The following is a 15,165-nucleotide window of genomic DNA, read 5'->3' as shown; positions in this document are numbered from 1 at the left end:
AATCTCAATGAGCGGCCACTGGTGCGGCATGCTGTGGCAGCGGGCGGAGGAAAAAGACGAGCGGCGCGGTGCACAGGATGGCGATGATCAGCATCCAGAACAGGTCGATAAAGGTCATCGTCAGCGCCTGCGTCTGAATGCCCTGTTCGATCATGCGGAATGCTGCATCGCGGCCGCCCAAGGCGAGAGCCTGCGCATCGACATAATGTTGAAGATCAAGGCCATTGGCCGCCAGATTCTCCTCCATCCTGCGCGCATTAAGCCATAGCCGCTGGTCCTGCACCACCGCGATGCCAGCCAGCGCGAAGGAGCCACCCAGATTGCGCGCGGCGTTGTAGAGGCCTGACGCATCGGCTGCCAAGGACATCGGCACGGAACGGATGGCCGCCTGGTTCAGGAACATCATGACGCAGATGGTGCCGACGCCGCGCATCAACTGGGAATCAACGAAATTGGCACCCGTGGACACCGACGTCAGTGATGTTTCCATATAGGTGCTCAGGATCAGCAGGACCAATCCGATCAGGACCGAAAGATGGATCGGCACCGTGCGGATCGCCCATGGCATGAACGGCATCATCAGCACCATCGGTACGCCCGACAGCAGCACGATCTGCCCCGACTGGAGCGCATTATAGCCTGCGATCAGCGTCAGGAATTGCGGGATCACATAGGATGTGCCGTAAATCACCATGCCGATCATCATCGCCATGATGAACACCGCGCCAAACTGCCGGTCCAGCAGCAGGCGCAGCCGGATAACCGGCCGTTTCGCCAGCAACTGCCCGGCCAGCAGCATGGCGAACCCGGCCACGGCCGTGATGGTCAGCCATATGATCGTCGATGACTCGAACCATTGCTCCCGCTCGCCCTCCTCCAGCACGACGGTAAGCCCGCCCAGCCCCAGGATAAGGCCGAACACGCCCAGCCAGTCCGCTTCACCGATAAGGTCAAGGCGCGGCCGCTCATGGGGAAGCGCGACCAGCAGCAGAAGAAGCAGGGCAAGCCCGACCGGCAGGTTGAGGAAGAAGGCATAATGCCAACTGATATTCTCGGTCAGCCATCCCCCCAGCACCGGCCCCATGATAGGTCCCAGGATCGCGGTCGCCCCGAACAGGGAATTGCCCACAGCTTGCTGATGACGCGGCAATCGCGTCGCGATGATGGTCATCGCCGTGGGGATCAGCGCCCCGCCCGTAATGCCCTGACCGATCCGCCCCCCGATCATGACGGGCAATGTCTGCGCCATGCCGCAGATCATCGAAAAGCCCACGAACCCCACGGTGGCGATCAGGAGGAAATTGCGCAGGCCCAGCAGCCGCTGCAACCAGCCCGCCAAGGGAATGATGATGATTTCCGCGACGATGAACGACGTCGCGATCCAGGTCCCTTCCGTCCCGCTCGCGCCGATTTCGCCCTGGATGATCGGCAGGGCGGAGTTGACGATGGAAATGTCGAGCATTGCCATCATCGCACCCAGCGTGCCTGCCGCCACCGCGAGCCAGTCCGCGACGCTTGCGCGCTCGGCTGTCTCAGGCAGTCTTGCGTTCACTTATGCGCGTCCCGCCGGACCTGCTTGCTATTCTTCAGCCGTTCCAGCTCCTCGCGGGCCGATCGGGTATCCACCGAAACCTCAACCGACATGCCGGGCAGCAACAGCTTCTTGATCGACGGGTCCGCATCTATGGCGATGCGCACGGGCACGCGCTGCACGATCTTGGTGAAGTTCCCCGTCGCATTTTGCGGAGGCAGCAGCGAAAATTGCGCTCCAGTACCGGGCGCAAGGCTGGCGACATGGCCATGCAGCGTCACCCCTGGCAAGGCGTCCACATCGATCTCCGCCGGTTGCCCCTGACGCATCAGCCCCAGCTGCGTTTCCTTGAAATTCGCTTCCAGATAAAGCTGTCCCACCGGCACGACCGACATCAGGCGCAGGCCGGGTTGCACGAACTGGCCGATGCGCGCCGAAAGATCGCCCACCCGCCCCGCGATGCTGGCGCGTATAACCATGTCCCGGACGTTGCGCTGCGCCGCGTCCAGCTGGGCACGCGCGCTCTGGCCTTGCGCTTTCGCCTGCGCGATCTGGGCGCGCAGGCTGGCGATCCGCCGCTCCGCGCCCTGTGTCGATGCTTTCTGCGCCGCCACATCCTGCGCGGCCTGAGCCGCCTGGGTGCGAAGCGTCGCCAGCTTTTCGGCCGGTTCCGCGCCACTCGCCGCCAGCGGACTGTATCGCGCAACTTCGGACGCTGCGAAGCGCGCCTTCGTCTGCGCCGCCGCCAGCATCGCCCGCGCCTGCTCGATCGCCGCTTCCTGTTCCCCGATCAGCGCTTCCGCATTGGCGGCGTTTGCCTGCGCCAGGTTGATCTGCGCCTGCCCCTGCGCCGCCTGCGCCGGATAATCGGGCGCTTCGATCCGCAACAATGGCTGGCCGGGCTTCACATCCTGATTTTCATGGACCAGCACTTCACTGACGTAACCGGACACCCGCGCCGAAACGGTGACGCTGTCGGCCTGCAAATAGGCGTCCTGCGTGCTTTGCTGATATTTGCCGTACAGCTGGTAGCGGGCAAACCAGAACGCACCGGTTATGAGAATAACCACGCCCGCAATGCCCAGAACTAGGCCCAGCCTCCGCCGCTTCGGGCGGCTTGCCCCTTCGCCAATCGCATCGTCGGGCAGGGGCTCTGCATCGACCGCATCGGCCAACGACCCCTTTGGCTCACTCATAGAAATCCTACCGTCTGGGCTTCGAAGCGATGACTTAAAGTTTGCCGCAGGCGGAAGGCAAGTTTTTTCCGACGCGGAATCGGAAATGAAATTATGTCAGCAGAAGGATGACGCTGAATCCCACTAGCGCGGACAGGCCGCTGGCCAGGCACAGCAATCGAAATGGACAGAGCAGAAATACCGAGCTGTCAGGTTCCATCCTCTTCCCCATTTTCTTTGGCGGGGTTGCATGGATAATAGGCGATTTACGCTCCATCGCCAAATGATTTGGACGGGAAGTCGCCCTGTCGCGAAAATGGCAGACGGGCTCTTTTGCGCTTTCCTTACCGGCGGGATGAGGGCTATCCCGCATAACGATAATATGCGCGTAACCGCCCGCTAATGGAGAGATAGATGTCGCAGCCATTGCTCGACCGGATTGCACTACAGGATCTGGTCATGCGCTACTGCCGTGGATGTGATCGCCGCGACTTCGCCTTGGTGCGAACGCTGTATCATGATGACGCGATCGACGATCACGGGGCAATGTTTCAGGGAGGTCCCGACGACTTCGTTGCCTGGTTGCCGGAAGTCACTTCGCATTGGGACCTCACTCGCCACAATATTACAAACAGCCTGTTCGTGATCGATGGCGACCATGCCGAGGGTGAACATTATGTGGAGGCATGGCACCGGACCCACGGGCCGGGCGCAAAGCTGTTCATCGCCCTTGGCCGCTATCTCGATCGATATGAACGGCGGGATGGCGAATGGAAATTCACTTATCGCAGCCTGGTGTTCGATCATGGATCGATCGTGCCCGTTGATGAAGAGGCTTTTGAACGCATGAGCAAGGACGCACCCAATGGCCGCGCGGATCGGGACGATCCCTCCTTCCGATATCCCCTGCTGGCGGGGTTGAGCGCATGAGGGCCGCGATCTGGGATGGACAGTCGCTCTTCGTCAGCGACCAGTTGGCGCTTCGCCCTGTCGGCCCCGGCGAGGTGCGCGTCCGCGTGCTGCGGTCGGGCATCTGTCATAGCGACATCGCGATGTTGACCCCGCATCTGCCCAATTTGCCGGTCGTCCTGGGCCATGAAGCGGCTGGCGAGATTGCGGATCTGGGTGCTGGCGTCGAAGGCTGGGCCGTGGGCGATCATGTCTGCGTGGGCACGCAAACGCCTTGTGGGGAGTGCCGTGAATGCCAGCGTGGCGAACCGCATAATTGCGACATCAATTGGGGCTTTGCGCCGGGCTTCCCCTTCACGCTGGATGGAAAGCCCGTGGCGTCCTTTGCCAATGTCTCCTCCTTCGCCAGCGAAATCGTGGTGAAGGCGTCGCAGCTGTTCGCCATCGATGACCTGCCGTTGGATCAGGGCGCGCTGATCGGGTGCGCCGTTTCGACGGGTGTCTGCGCCGCGCGCGTTCTGGGCCGCGTGCGCGCCGGGGACACCGTGGCCGTTTTTGGTGTCGGCGGCATCGGCGTCAACGCCATCCAGGGCGCCGCCCGGAACGGCGCCCATGTAATCGCTGTCGACGCCAATCCCGCCAAGGAAGCGACGGCGCGGCAATTCGGCGCGACCGACTTTGTCCTCGCAGACCCCACACAGGACAGCGAAACGGCCGCCGCCGCTTTGGCTGGCAAATATGGCCCTATCGATGTGGTGGTGGAGTGCAGCGGCGCGGTGGGTGCCATCAACACTGCCTTGCGCTGCACGAAGCGCGGGGGCCGGGTGGTGCTGATCGGCATGTCACGCCCCGGCGCGGAAGCGGCGCTGCCGCTCGGCAGCTTCGTCATGGGTGGCGAGGTGATCGCAACGATGAACGGCGGCGCGCTTCCTGATCGGGATTATCCCGAACTCATCGCACAGGCGCGGGACGGCCGGTTGAACATCGCCGACCAGATCAGCGGCATCTGGCCGCTCGATCAGATCAACGATGCCATCGCCGCGCTGAAGGCAGGGGAAGTAACCCGCGCCGTCATCGACCACGAAATGTGATTGACGGGCATCCTACTCCCCTTCGTCACCCCGGGCTCGACCCGGGGTCCCGCTTCTTTTCCGACGCTGCTGAGGTAGCAGGACCCCGGATCAAGTCCGGGCTGACGATCATTCAAACCCGCACATCCTAGGCGTTCAGCATCTGTAGCAACTCGATCCTGTGGCCTTGGGGGTCGAGGATATAGGCCATCTGCAAACCATGTTCGGGTACGTCGGTCGCACCGAGTTCGATCGTCGCACCGGCGGCGGTCGCAACCGCCAAAGTCGCGTGAAGATCATCCACCACGAACCCCGTCGTTGCCTCTCCGGTGGCGGGGCAATTCCGGTTGGGATAGCTGACCAGAATGAAATTGGGCGCGGGCGGCTGAGCGCCAGCAGTCTTGAGGATCACCTCGTTCATCAACGCTTCGCCTTCGCCAAGATTGATATACCCCACCACCTCAAGGCCGAACAGCTGGGTGTAAAAATGTTCGGCCGCTGCAAGGTCCTTGACGATGATCTTGGTGAAACTGAAGGCTAATGCCGTCATTCCTCAACCCCTTCCATGTTACGCATTTATGTGAGACAATCTCCATATCAGCGCCTGAAAATGGCGTAAACCAATCCATCTAATACGCATATAGGAGAGTATGGTGACCGGACAGGAAGGTGGAGAATTGCGGTTGTCGGCCGTCTGGCGGACTTTCTGCGACCAGCTGGCACAAGCGGGCGACGTTCTGGACCGCCCCAGCGCACCCGGCACCGCGATCGATCAGGCGGAGGGATTGCGTTATCTTTCCCGGCTCACGCGGTCGGCTCTCAACATGCTGGTCGATTCCAGCGATCCGGATTTTCCGCGCATTTTCCTGCTGACCGATGACGCGATCAAGATTGGGGCCGATAATCCGGACAATCTCTATCAGCAAATGGTCGTCCGGGGTGATCGCGACTATCGCATCACTGGCAAGCGGAACAGCGTGCCCTATTTTTCGATCGGGTCGAAGGCAAACCGTTACGCGATCGATGGCACAATGGCCTCCACGGGCGAGATCGAACTTGCTGACATGCAGGTCGGGCCGGATGGCAGCTTCGAGATCATCGTCAGCAAGACGCAAAAGCCCGGCAACTGGCTGCCCATGGCGGACGACACGACGCTGCTGATCATCCGTCAGACGTTCAATGACAAGCGCGCGGAAGTCGCGGCGGACGTGCGTATCGAACGGATCAGCGAGGGGCCTGCCGTCCCCGTCATATTGGCGCCCGAAACGATCGAGGCGCAGTTGAACGGCGCTGCTGCATGGGTGCGCGGAACAGCGAACACCTTCGCGGACTGGTCGCAATGGTTCATGGAACAGCCCAACCGCTTCTATGATGGCAAGGATCAGCCTTTTTACCAGCGCGCCGGGGGCGACCCGAAAATCTGGTATGGTCACATCTATTACGACCTTGCGCCTGATGAAGCGCTGGTCATCACAGCCAAGCCGCCCCGCTGCCGCTTCTGGAACTTCCAGATCGACAATTGGTGGATGGAATCCATGGACCATGTGAACCGCAAGGTGTGGGTCAACGGCGCACAGGCGAAATATGAGGATGATGGCAGCGTCATACTCGTCTGCGCCGACAAGGACCCCGGCTACGGCAACTGGATCGACCTGTCGGGCCATCGTCAGGGAACGGGCCTCTGGCGCTGGATAGAGGCAGACGAGCATCCGGTGCCGCAATGCAAGGTCGTAAAGCTCTGACCGCCTCGGCCGATCTCGCCGCGCGTATCGCCATCCTTGAAGACCGGGAGGCGATACGCGACCTGATCGCAAGCTATGGTCCTTTGGTGGACGCGGGCGATTGCGCCGGTGCCGCCGCTCTATGGACGGAGGATGGCGTCTACGAAGTCGGCGGGTTCGGCAGCTACACGGGCCGTGCCGCGATCCAGGCTTTGCTGGAGGGTGAAAGCCACCAGAGCTTGATCCATGGCGGCGCCGCCCATGTCCTTAGCCCGCCGGTCATCGATCTGGACGGCGACGGGGCAACCGCCCGGACCTATTCGGTCGTCTTCCGCAAGACGGGCGATAGTTGGGAAGCCCATCGCGCCTCCGCCAATATGTGGCACCTCGTGAGGGTCGGCACAGAATGGAAGGTGGCGCGGCGCATCAACCGTTTGCTTGACGGATCGGCCGAAGCACGTGCGCTGATCGGCGGCGGCACTTCACAAGAAATGTGACAGCCTGCTTTGGATTGTGAGGAAGGGCGGCTCAAACTGGTGAGCCGCCCCTTCTAGTGTTCGTTCAAGCGGTCTGACGAGCGGCCGCAAACTGCTTTTTCGCAAAGGCGCAGGCATCCGCCATCGCCTCCTGCGCGCCCGGCAGGAAACCGATCCATGACACGAACCCGTGCACCATGCCGGGATAGCGCTTCACTTCCACCTCTACACCGGCCTTTTCCAGCACCGGGGCATAGGCTTCCACTGCGTCGCGGATAGGGTCGCATTCGGCGCTGGCGATAAAGGCGGGCGCCAGGCCTTTGTGGCTCTCGGCCTTCATCGGACTGGCGCGAAAATCGTCGTAATCGCTCTCATCCTTGATGTGCAGTTCCCAGAAATAATGCGCATCTTCCAGGCGCAGCACAGGGCCGTTCGCAAATTCCAGCGCGGACCCTTCTTCGGGGATCGGATGGATGCCGGGGCCATACCAGTTGATCTGCGCCGCGATACGGGGTGCGCCCGCGTCTCGCGCCAGAAGGGCGCAGGCGCTGGCCAGCACGCCGCCCGCACTATCGCCAGCAACGGCGATCAGGGCGGGATCGCCCCCCAGTTCGGCCGCATGCGCCGCCGCCCACTGCGTCGCGGCCCAGCAATCCTCGAAGGCCGCCGGGAACTTATGCTCGGGCGCGAGGCGATAGTCGACGGACACCACGATGGTCTCTGCACCCGCCGCCAGTCCGCGCGCGATCATGTCCTGCGTGTCGAGATCGCCGACAACGAACCCGCCGCCGTGGAAATAGGCAGTGACTGGGAAAGGTCCCGCGCCCTCGGGCGTGTAGATGCGCACCGGAATTTCCCCGGCTGGACCTGGAATGGTGCGATCCGAAATAGACGCCAACGATACCTGCGGAGGTGGCATTTGGATCGAACTTGATCTCACCGCCTCCCGCAATGCGGGTACTGGGACCGTCTTGATCGGCGGCCATTCCGGCTGATTGGCGAACATGGCCTCAAGCTGTGGGTCGAGCGGCATCCCTATTCTCCTCGTTTCAATTGTGCATCTTCTTCTTTAATTCGAGAGCGCCGCCAGGGCCACGCACTGAATATTCCTCACCCTCTAGGCTCCCTTGGCATAGCTAATCCGCGTTCAGCGATGATGTTGCGCTGGATTTGGTCTGTTCCGGCGTAGATGGTATCGGATCGAGACATGAGGTGCATGGTTGTGAGGGGACCCATGCGTTCGTCGTTGACGCCGATTTCGCCGGTTTGGCCCATGACCTCCATGGCGAGGTCGCCGAGGGCGACGTGCCAGCGGGACCAGTAGAGTTTGTAGGTGTAAGCGGCGCCGGAGAGGTCTGCGCCTTCGCCATCGGAGAGCATGCGCAGGCCGTTATAGCGCATGATCTTGAGGCCCGCATGGGCGGTGGCGATCTTCTGGCGGATGAGCGGGTCGCTGGCCTTGCCGTTGGCTTTGGCGATGGCGATGATCTCGTCGAGTTCGTTCTTGAACTGCATCTGCTGGGCGAGGGTGGAGACGCCGCGTTCAAAGCCAAGCAGGGCCATGGCGACCTTCCAGCCTTCGCCTTCTTCGCCGATGCGGTCGATCGCGAGCGCCTGCGCGCCATCGAAGAACACCTCGGCAAACTCGGCCTCGCCGGTCATCTGGCGGATCGGGCGGGCATCGACCCCGGGCTGGTCCATCGGGACCATGAGGAACGAGAGGCCCTTGTTGCCGACGCTGCCGGGCGTGGTGCGGGCAACGACGAAGCACCAGTCGGCGATGGTGCCCATCGAGGTCCAGATCTTCTGGCCATCGATGATGTAGCGGTCGCCTTCGAGGCGGGCCTTGGTCTTGACATTGGCGAGGTCGGAGCCCGCGCCGGGTTCGGAATAGCCCTGGCACCAGATGGCGCGGCCATGGGCGATGTCGGGGAGGAACCGGGCCTTCTGCTCCTCATTGCCCATGGCGAGCAGGGTGGGGCCGAGCAGTTCGACCCCGAGATGCCCGGCGCGCGGCGGACCCTTAGCGCGGGCATATTCCTCGGCGAAGATGATCTGCTGCGCGATCGAGGCGTTGCGCCCGCCCCATTGCTCAGGCCAGCCCACGACGCTCCAGCGCGCCGCCCCAAGCGCCGCTTCCCAGGCGCGGCGCTCCTCGACATTGTCGACCTGGTTGGTCTGGCCGCGAATGGACTTGAACGGGCCTGCGAGCTGTTCGTTGAGCCAGCTCGCGGCCTCCTCACGGAAGGCTTTGAGTTCAGGGGCGAAGGCGAGTTGCATGGATCAGGCGACCTCGAACAGACCGGCCGCGCCCATGCCGCCCGCGACGCACATGGAGACGACCACATATTTGACGCCGCGACGCTTGCCTTCGATCAGGGCGTGGCCAACGAGGCGCGAGCCGGTCATGGCGAAGGGATGGCCTATGGCGATGCCGCCGCCATTGACGTTGAGCTTGTCCGGATCGATGCCCAGCGTGCGCTGGCAGTAGATCGCCTGGTTGGCAAAGGCTTCGTTCAATTCCCACAGGCCAATGTCGTCGATCTTGAGACCGGTGCGCTCGAGCAGCTTGGGGATGGCGAACACCGGGCCGATGCCCATCTCGTCCGCGCCGCAGCCTGCGACCTGGAACCCCCGATAGATGCCGAGGATGGGGAGACCCTCCTTCTGCGCGGTGGCAAGGTCCATGACCACCTGCGCCGAGGCGCCGTCGGACAGCTGGCTGGCATTGCCGGCGGTGACATGCTTGCCTTCCTTGATGACCGAGCCGTTCTTGAACACGGGCTTCAATTCCGCGAGCTTCTCGTAAGTGGTGCCCGCGCGGATGCCCTCGTCCTTGGTCAGGGTCAGCTCTTCCTTGCCGGTCTCATTGCCTTCCTTGTCGAACAGGGCCTTGGTGACCGTGATCGGCACGATCTCGTCATCGAACTTGCCTGCTTCCTGGGCGGCGGCGGCGCGCTGCTGCGATTGCGCTGCGAACCGGTCCTGATCCTCGCGCGAAATGCCATAGCGTTCAGCGACGATCTCGGCGGTCTCGATCATCACCATATAGGCGTTGGGATCGCGCGCCTTGATGAACTCGGAGCGGTTGCGGAACGCGGGATAATGTTTGTCGATGGTGAGCGAGACATTCTCGACGCCGCCCGAGACGGCGCAGTCGATCTCGTTGGCGATGATGCCGCGCGCCGCGAAGGCGAGCGCGTTGAGGCCGGACGAGCATTTGCGGTCCATCGAGAACCCCGCGGTGGTGTCGGGCAGGACCGATCCGTGGACGGTCAGGCGGCCGACATTGTAGCTTTGCGTGTTCCACTGGTTGGCAACGCCGAGATACACGTCATCGACGCGGGCGGGATCGATCCCGGCGCGGGCGATGGCGGCGTCCACGACATGGGAGGACATGAACGGCGCTTCGGTGTCGTTGAACGCGCCGCGATAGGCTTTGCCGACGCCGGTGCGCGCGGTGGAGATGATGGCTGCTTCACGCATGTGTATCGATCCTTGGATTAAAAGCCGTGCATGTTGGTGGGACCCCAATAGGCGCGCATTTCGGTCACTTCATTGGCGTCGTTGAAGCGGAAGGTGTCGATGACGTCGATGCGCTTGGCCCCACCATCATAGTTCAGGTTCACCGAGAAGGGGAACACCGCATAATCGCCCGCGACCCGGACGGGGCCTTCGAGCTTCAATTTCGCGCCGGTCTTCATGGACTCGGCATAGAAGGCGCGGATCGCCTCGCGGCCATGGTGGATGGGTGAGCCGATCGGGTCCTCGACCGTCGCGTCTGCGGCATAGAGGGCGGCCACCTGGTCGGCGCTGCCTGCTTCGAACGCGGCGACATAGGCGTGGACGGCGGCTTCCATTTTGACGGGATCAGGCATGGTTTTGGCTCCAACGGGATTGGCGGCGAGAAGGCAGAGGGCGATTACTGCGCCCAAGCTCAGCTTTCCGGAAAATAGCGGTTGATGGTATCGACCACGCAGGCGGGCTTGTCCTTACCCTCGATCTCGACGGTGACGCGGATCACGGCCTGTATCGCGCCGCCCTTCACTTCCTCGACCGAGACGATCTCGCCGGTGCCGCGAATGCGCGAGCCCACGACCACTGGACTGAGGAAGCGGGTCTTGTCCATGCCGACATTGACCCCTGCGGAGAAGCGGCGGACCTCGACGATCTGCGGCATGAACAGGTTGACGAGGCTGAGCGTCAGATAGCCATGCGCGATGGTCGCGCCGAAGGGGCCGTCCTTGGCGCGTACCGGATCGACATGGATCCACTGATGGTCGCCTGTGCAGTCGGCAAAGGCGTCGATGCGTGACTGGTCGATGGTGAGCCAATCGGCGGTGTCGAGCTTGACGCCCTCCTGCCCCAGCAGCGCGCGCGGCGTTTCGAAGATGGTTGCCATCAGGCCCTCTGGCTGGAGACCGCGACGATCTCGCCGGTCATGTAGGAGGAGAGATCAGAGGCAAGGAACATCATGACATTGGCGATTTCCCAGACCTCGGCGGGGCGCTTGAAGGCTTCCTTCTCAACCAGCTTGTCGAGGGCTTCCTGCGTCGTCACCTTGGCAAGGAACGGGTGCATGGCAAGGCTTGGTGAGACCGCATTGATGCGCACGCCATGTTCAGCCGCCTCGATCGCGGCGCAGCGGGTGAAGGCCATGACCCCGGCTTTCGCGGCGGCATAATGGGCCTGGCCTTTTTGCGCGCGCCAGCCCAGCACCGAGGCGTTGTTGACCATGACGCCGGACTTGTTGGCGTACATGCTTGGCAGGAACGCGCGGGTCATGCGGAACAGCGAGGTCAAGGTGACGTCGAACACGCGCGCCCACTGCTCGTCGGTCATGTCGATGATATCGGCCTCGCCGCCCAGGCCCGCATTGTTGATGAGGACATCGACCTTGCCCAATGCGGCGAGCGAGGCATCGCGCAGACCCTGTACCGCCTCTTCGCTGGTGACGTCGCACACGAACAGGGCGGGGCGCTCGCAGCCCACTTCGTCGGCGATACGGTCGGCCGCTTCGTTGAGACGGCGTTCGTGGAAGTCGCTGATGAGGAGCTTGGCCCCTTCTTCAGCCGCGCGCTTGGCGGCGGCAAAGCCGATGCCGGTGCCAGCGGCGGCGGTCACGACCACGGTCTTGCCCTTGAGCATGCCCAGCGGGGTCGGATAGGGGGGAACAGGCGAGGTCGGGGTCATGCGGCGTCCTTCATGATGATCTGTGCGAGCGCTTCGCGATGCTGGTCCGGCGTGCCGAGCCAGCTGGCGGTGGCGCGCGCGCGCTTGAAATAGAGATGGGCGTGATGTTCCCAGGTGAAGCCGATGCCGCCATGGAGCTGGATCGCGTCGCCCGCGACCGAGCGATAGGCGTCGGACACATAGGCGCGGGCGGCATGGGCGGCTTCGGCCAGTTCCTCGCCATTTTCGTCGATCGCGGCGGCGGCATAATAAGCGGCCGAGCGCGAGGCTTCGACCAGCAGCATCATGTCGGCGAGCATATGCTTGTAGGCCTGGAACGAGCCGATGAGGCGGCCGAACTGGACGCGCTGCTTGGCATAATCGACGGTGGCGTCGAGGCTGTACTGCATGCCGCCGGTCTGTTCGGCGGCGAGCAGGCCCGCGCCGATGGTGAGGGTGCGTGCGATCGCGGCGGCCGCGCTGCCGGGCGCGCCGAGGATCATGGCATCGCTCACGTCGCAATCGAAGGTGAGGGTGGCAAAGCGGCGGGTGCGGTCGAGGCTGGGGAGTGCTTCGATGGTGAGGCCGGGGGTGTCCGCTTCGAGGACGACGAGGCTGTCGTCGGCGGTGGCGATGACGATCAACTCGGCGACATGGGCGAAGGTTGCGAACTCCGCCGTGCCGGTCAGCTTGCCGTTCGACAGGGTCGGGCGGCTTGCGGTGCCCGCGAAGCTGGCGCGGGTGCCTGACGCCAAGCGGGGCAGCAGCGCCGCCTTCTGCTCTTCGCTGCCTGCGGCGAGCACCGCCTGCACGGCGAGCACGGCGGTTTCGAAGAAGGGCACGGGTGCGAGCACCCGGCCGGTTTCCTCGAGCACCAGCGCCATTTCGACAGCGCCAAGGCCAAGGCCGCCTTGGGCCTCGGGGATCATCAGCCCGGCAAAGCCCATTTCGCCAAGGCTCGACCACAGGCTCTCGTCAAAGCCGCTCGTCCCTTCGACGGCGGCGCGGATGACGTCCGGGTTGGCGGCGTCGGTCAGGAAGTCGCGCGCGGCTTCCTGGATCGCGCGCTGGTCGTCGCTGAGCGCGAAGTCCATCAGGCGGCTCCGTAGACGGGCTTTGCAGGCTCGCGGGTCTGGAGGAGCCCGCGCACGATCGCGTCCATTTCGCTCGCTTCAATCCGCGCGCCCTTGTCGAAGGCAGGGCTGTCGGTCCACCCCTGCGAGAGGACGACCTGGCCGCCCTTGAGTTCAAAGACCTGGCCGGTCACCCCCTTCGACTGTTCGGAGACGAGATAGGCGACCAGCGGCGCCATATTTTCCGGCGCGAACAGGTCGAACTCGCCTTCCTTGGCGTCCATGTCGAACGCGCCGGTATTGGTCATGCGGGTGCGGGCGTTGGGGGCAAGGGCATTGGCGGTGATGCCAAGGCGGCCAAGCTCGGCGGCCTGCACCAGGGTGAGCGTCGCGATGCCGCCCTTGGCCGTCGAATAAGCCGACTGGCCGACCGAGCCCTGCAGGCCTGCGCCCGAGGTCGTGTTGATGATGCGCGCATCGACCGGATTGCCGGCCTTCGACTGCGCCCGCCAATATTCAGCGGCATGGCGGCTCGTGCAGAAATGGCCGCGCAGATGGACGCGGATCACCGCGTCCCATTCTTCAGGGGAGCAGGTGAAGAACATGCGGTCGCGCACGAAGCCTGCATTGTTGACCACGGCATGAAGCGCGCCGAAGCTGTCGAGGGCTTGCTCGACCATGCGCTTGCCCGATTCCCATTCGGCGACGTCGTCGGTGTTGGCGACGGCTTCCCCGCCCATCGCGCGGATCTCGTCCACCACCTGCTCGGCTGCGCCCTTGGTCGCGCCTGCCTCGCCATGGGTGCCGACGCCAAGGTCATTGACCACGACCTTGCAGCCTTCTGCGGCGAGGCCCAGCGCATAGGCTTTGCCAAGGCCATTGCCCGCCCCGGTCACGATCGCAACACGTCCTTCGCAGATACCCACTTGCCTTACTCCTTCATTGCGCTGCGACGGGGATCAGCAGATGCTGGCTTAAGTCCCCAACCAGATCGAGCAGGGAATAATCCCGCCCGGAAAAATGCCATGCCTCGTCCACCCGGACGAAGGCGTCATGATAGCGGCCCGCGCAGATCGCCTGGAGCGGCAGGGCCGGGGTCGCCTGAAACACGGTATAGTAAGAGCGGCAGGTGGCGGTGCCTGCCGCCTCGTCCACCTCGATAATGGGATTGGTGATGACATGCTTGGTGCGCGGCGTGCCGCAGGGGTAGAGGCGCACATGGGTGCGCCAGAGCGCCAGCATCGGCGCGGAGCCTTCGACCACTTCGCCGCCGCCGGTCTTGATCCGGGCGCGTTCGAACAGGGCGGCTACGGCTTCCAGATCGCCTGCGTCCATCAGTTCGGCATAGCGGTAGAGGAGGTTGGTGATCGCCGTGGCGCTGTTCATGCCTGACCCTCGCGCTTTGCGGCTTGTTTTTCGCGATGTTCGGCGGTGCTGCCCGAAAGGCGCACGGCGATGGCGTCGGAGGCGATGCGCTGCGCCTGCCGCTCGGCGCTGGCTTGGCTGAGCGGCTCGGCTTCGATGAGATCGGTGAGCGCGGCGCGGGCGAGTTTCTGATATTCGCCCTCGCCATTGTTGCGCCAGGTCACCTGCTGCGGCTCGAACGTCTTGACCACCTTGGCCGGGTTGCCGACGACCAGGCTGCGCGGCGGGGTCACCGTGTCGGACTTCACAAGGGCAAGGGCGGCGACGAGATTTTCGTCACCAATGATGGCATTGTCGAGGATCACCGCGTTCATGCCGATCAGCGCATTTTCACCGATCTCGCAGCCATGGATGATCGAGCCATGGGCGATGGTCGCGCCGCGCTTGATGACCGTGTCGCGCAGCTGGTTGGCATGGATCGACACATTGTCCTGGATCGAGCTGTCGCCTTCCACCACGATCCGCCCGAAATCGCCCCGCAGCGAAGCGCCCGGCGCGATGAAGCAGCCCGGTCCCACGATCACGTCGCCGATCAGCGACGCCAGCGGATGGACGTAGCTGGTCGGATCGACGACGGGAACAATCCCCTGATAGGCGTAGGCGGGCATCGGGG

Annotated in this window: 17 protein-coding genes; 4 read left to right on the top strand and 13 right to left on the bottom strand. The window is 63.5% G+C overall.

Features of this window, described 5'->3' with window-relative positions; genetic code table 11:
* Positions 1–4 precede the first annotated feature (4 nt).
* On the bottom strand, positions 5–1,552 hold the full coding sequence (locus tag ACZ5U1_RS13985) for an MDR family MFS transporter (protein WP_464780514.1): 1,548 nt from the start codon (positions 1,550–1,552) through the stop codon (positions 5–7).
* Positions 1,549–2,727, bottom strand: a complete 1,179-nt coding sequence (locus ACZ5U1_RS13980; protein WP_464780513.1) for an HlyD family secretion protein — start codon at positions 2,725–2,727, stop codon at positions 1,549–1,551. The genes ACZ5U1_RS13985 and ACZ5U1_RS13980 overlap by 4 nt, the downstream gene beginning before the upstream one ends.
* Before the next feature lie 393 nt (positions 2,728–3,120).
* Here ACZ5U1_RS13980 and ACZ5U1_RS13975 point away from each other — a divergent pair, with 393 nt between their 5' ends.
* The gene (locus tag ACZ5U1_RS13975; protein ID WP_464780512.1) at positions 3,121–3,636 is read left to right on the top strand and encodes a nuclear transport factor 2 family protein; all 516 of its coding nucleotides are present in this window, start codon (positions 3,121–3,123) and stop codon (positions 3,634–3,636) included.
* Positions 3,633–4,706: an alcohol dehydrogenase catalytic domain-containing protein gene (locus tag ACZ5U1_RS13970; protein WP_464780511.1), complete on the top strand. Its 1,074-nt coding sequence runs from the start codon at positions 3,633–3,635 to the stop codon at positions 4,704–4,706. Before ACZ5U1_RS13975 ends, ACZ5U1_RS13970 begins: the two co-directional genes overlap by 4 nt.
* Before the next feature lie 127 nt (positions 4,707–4,833).
* Here ACZ5U1_RS13970 and ACZ5U1_RS13965 read toward each other — a convergent pair whose 3' ends face one another.
* Positions 4,834–5,235, bottom strand: coding sequence for a VOC family protein (locus ACZ5U1_RS13965; protein WP_464780510.1), 402 nt, complete (start codon positions 5,233–5,235; stop codon positions 4,834–4,836).
* Between the two features lie 100 nt (positions 5,236–5,335).
* Between ACZ5U1_RS13965 and ACZ5U1_RS13960 the strand changes: the two genes are divergently transcribed.
* On the top strand, positions 5,336–6,427 hold the full coding sequence (locus ACZ5U1_RS13960; protein WP_464780509.1) for a DUF1214 domain-containing protein: 1,092 nt from the start codon (positions 5,336–5,338) through the stop codon (positions 6,425–6,427).
* Positions 6,406–6,903 carry a nuclear transport factor 2 family protein gene (locus tag ACZ5U1_RS13955; protein WP_464780508.1) on the top strand — a complete coding sequence of 166 codons (498 nt, stop codon included), beginning with the start codon at positions 6,406–6,408 and terminating at the stop codon, positions 6,901–6,903. The genes ACZ5U1_RS13960 and ACZ5U1_RS13955 overlap by 22 nt, the downstream gene beginning before the upstream one ends.
* 64 nt (positions 6,904–6,967) lie before the next feature.
* On the opposite strand, the gene ACZ5U1_RS13950 is transcribed toward ACZ5U1_RS13955, so the two are convergent.
* From ACZ5U1_RS13950 to ACZ5U1_RS13905, 10 genes are all read right to left on the bottom strand, one after another.
* Positions 6,968–7,915 carry an alpha/beta hydrolase gene (locus ACZ5U1_RS13950; RefSeq protein WP_464780507.1) on the bottom strand — a complete coding sequence of 316 codons (948 nt, stop codon included), beginning with the start codon at positions 7,913–7,915 and terminating at the stop codon, positions 6,968–6,970.
* 77 nt (positions 7,916–7,992) lie between these two features.
* Positions 7,993–9,162, bottom strand: a complete 1,170-nt coding sequence (locus ACZ5U1_RS13945) for an acyl-CoA dehydrogenase family protein (protein ID WP_464780105.1) — start codon at positions 9,160–9,162, stop codon at positions 7,993–7,995.
* 3 nt (positions 9,163–9,165) lie between these two features.
* On the bottom strand, positions 9,166–10,368 hold the full coding sequence (locus tag ACZ5U1_RS13940; protein WP_464780106.1) for an acetyl-CoA C-acyltransferase: 1,203 nt from the start codon (positions 10,366–10,368) through the stop codon (positions 9,166–9,168).
* A gap of 17 nt (positions 10,369–10,385) precedes the next feature.
* Positions 10,386–10,760 carry a nuclear transport factor 2 family protein gene (locus tag ACZ5U1_RS13935; RefSeq protein WP_464780107.1) on the bottom strand — a complete coding sequence of 125 codons (375 nt, stop codon included), beginning with the start codon at positions 10,758–10,760 and terminating at the stop codon, positions 10,386–10,388.
* A 59-nt stretch (positions 10,761–10,819) separates the two neighbouring features.
* On the bottom strand, positions 10,820–11,284 hold the full coding sequence (locus ACZ5U1_RS13930) for a MaoC family dehydratase (protein ID WP_464780108.1): 465 nt from the start codon (positions 11,282–11,284) through the stop codon (positions 10,820–10,822).
* On the bottom strand, positions 11,284–12,075 hold the full coding sequence (locus tag ACZ5U1_RS13925; protein ID WP_464780109.1) for an SDR family oxidoreductase: 792 nt from the start codon (positions 12,073–12,075) through the stop codon (positions 11,284–11,286). Before ACZ5U1_RS13925 ends, ACZ5U1_RS13930 begins: the two co-directional genes overlap by 1 nt.
* Positions 12,072–13,148 (bottom strand): acyl-CoA dehydrogenase family protein, encoded by a 1,077-nt coding sequence (locus ACZ5U1_RS13920; RefSeq protein WP_464780110.1) that lies wholly within the window; start codon positions 13,146–13,148, stop codon positions 12,072–12,074. Before ACZ5U1_RS13920 ends, ACZ5U1_RS13925 begins: the two co-directional genes overlap by 4 nt.
* Positions 13,148–14,053: an SDR family oxidoreductase gene (locus ACZ5U1_RS13915; protein ID WP_464780111.1), complete on the bottom strand. Its 906-nt coding sequence runs from the start codon at positions 14,051–14,053 to the stop codon at positions 13,148–13,150. Before ACZ5U1_RS13915 ends, ACZ5U1_RS13920 begins: the two co-directional genes overlap by 1 nt.
* A 13-nt stretch (positions 14,054–14,066) precedes the next feature.
* On the bottom strand, positions 14,067–14,513 hold the full coding sequence (locus ACZ5U1_RS13910) for a nuclear transport factor 2 family protein (RefSeq protein WP_464780112.1): 447 nt from the start codon (positions 14,511–14,513) through the stop codon (positions 14,067–14,069).
* Complete coding sequence (locus ACZ5U1_RS13905) at positions 14,510–15,160, bottom strand: gamma carbonic anhydrase family protein (RefSeq protein WP_464780113.1); 651 nt, start codon at positions 15,158–15,160, stop codon at positions 14,510–14,512. The genes ACZ5U1_RS13910 and ACZ5U1_RS13905 overlap by 4 nt, the downstream gene beginning before the upstream one ends.
* Positions 15,161–15,165: the final 5 nt, after the last annotated feature.

The organism is Sphingobium sp. TomTYG72 (assembly GCF_055394715.1).
The sequence above is the reverse complement of the archived record's forward strand: the minus strand, read 5'-3'. Positions and strand labels throughout refer to the sequence as shown.

Coding starts and splice junctions, on each gene's coding strand:
- ACZ5U1_RS13965 (WP_464780510.1), bottom strand. CDS start 5,235: ATGACGGCATTAGCCTTCAGTTTCACCAAGATCATCGTCAAGGACCTT.
- ACZ5U1_RS13945 (WP_464780105.1), bottom strand. CDS start 9,162: ATGCAACTCGCCTTCGCCCCTGAACTCAAAGCCTTCCGTGAGGAGGCC.
- ACZ5U1_RS13970 (WP_464780511.1), top strand. CDS start 3,633: ATGAGGGCCGCGATCTGGGATGGACAGTCGCTCTTCGTCAGCGACCAG.
- ACZ5U1_RS13910 (WP_464780112.1), bottom strand. CDS start 14,513: ATGAACAGCGCCACGGCGATCACCAACCTCCTCTACCGCTATGCCGAA.
- ACZ5U1_RS13960 (WP_464780509.1), top strand. CDS start 5,336: ATGGTGACCGGACAGGAAGGTGGAGAATTGCGGTTGTCGGCCGTCTGG.
- ACZ5U1_RS13955 (WP_464780508.1), top strand. CDS start 6,406: ATGCAAGGTCGTAAAGCTCTGACCGCCTCGGCCGATCTCGCCGCGCGT.
- ACZ5U1_RS13975 (WP_464780512.1), top strand. CDS start 3,121: ATGTCGCAGCCATTGCTCGACCGGATTGCACTACAGGATCTGGTCATG.
- ACZ5U1_RS13905 (WP_464780113.1), bottom strand. CDS start 15,160: ATGCCCGCCTACGCCTATCAGGGGATTGTTCCCGTCGTCGATCCGACC.
- ACZ5U1_RS13940 (WP_464780106.1), bottom strand. CDS start 10,368: ATGCGTGAAGCAGCCATCATCTCCACCGCGCGCACCGGCGTCGGCAAA.
- ACZ5U1_RS13935 (WP_464780107.1), bottom strand. CDS start 10,760: ATGCCTGATCCCGTCAAAATGGAAGCCGCCGTCCACGCCTATGTCGCC.
- ACZ5U1_RS13980 (WP_464780513.1), bottom strand. CDS start 2,727: ATGAGTGAGCCAAAGGGGTCGTTGGCCGATGCGGTCGATGCAGAGCCC.
- ACZ5U1_RS13925 (WP_464780109.1), bottom strand. CDS start 12,075: ATGACCCCGACCTCGCCTGTTCCCCCCTATCCGACCCCGCTGGGCATG.
- ACZ5U1_RS13950 (WP_464780507.1), bottom strand. CDS start 7,915: ATGCCGCTCGACCCACAGCTTGAGGCCATGTTCGCCAATCAGCCGGAA.
- ACZ5U1_RS13920 (WP_464780110.1), bottom strand. CDS start 13,148: ATGGACTTCGCGCTCAGCGACGACCAGCGCGCGATCCAGGAAGCCGCG.
- ACZ5U1_RS13930 (WP_464780108.1), bottom strand. CDS start 11,284: ATGGCAACCATCTTCGAAACGCCGCGCGCGCTGCTGGGGCAGGAGGGC.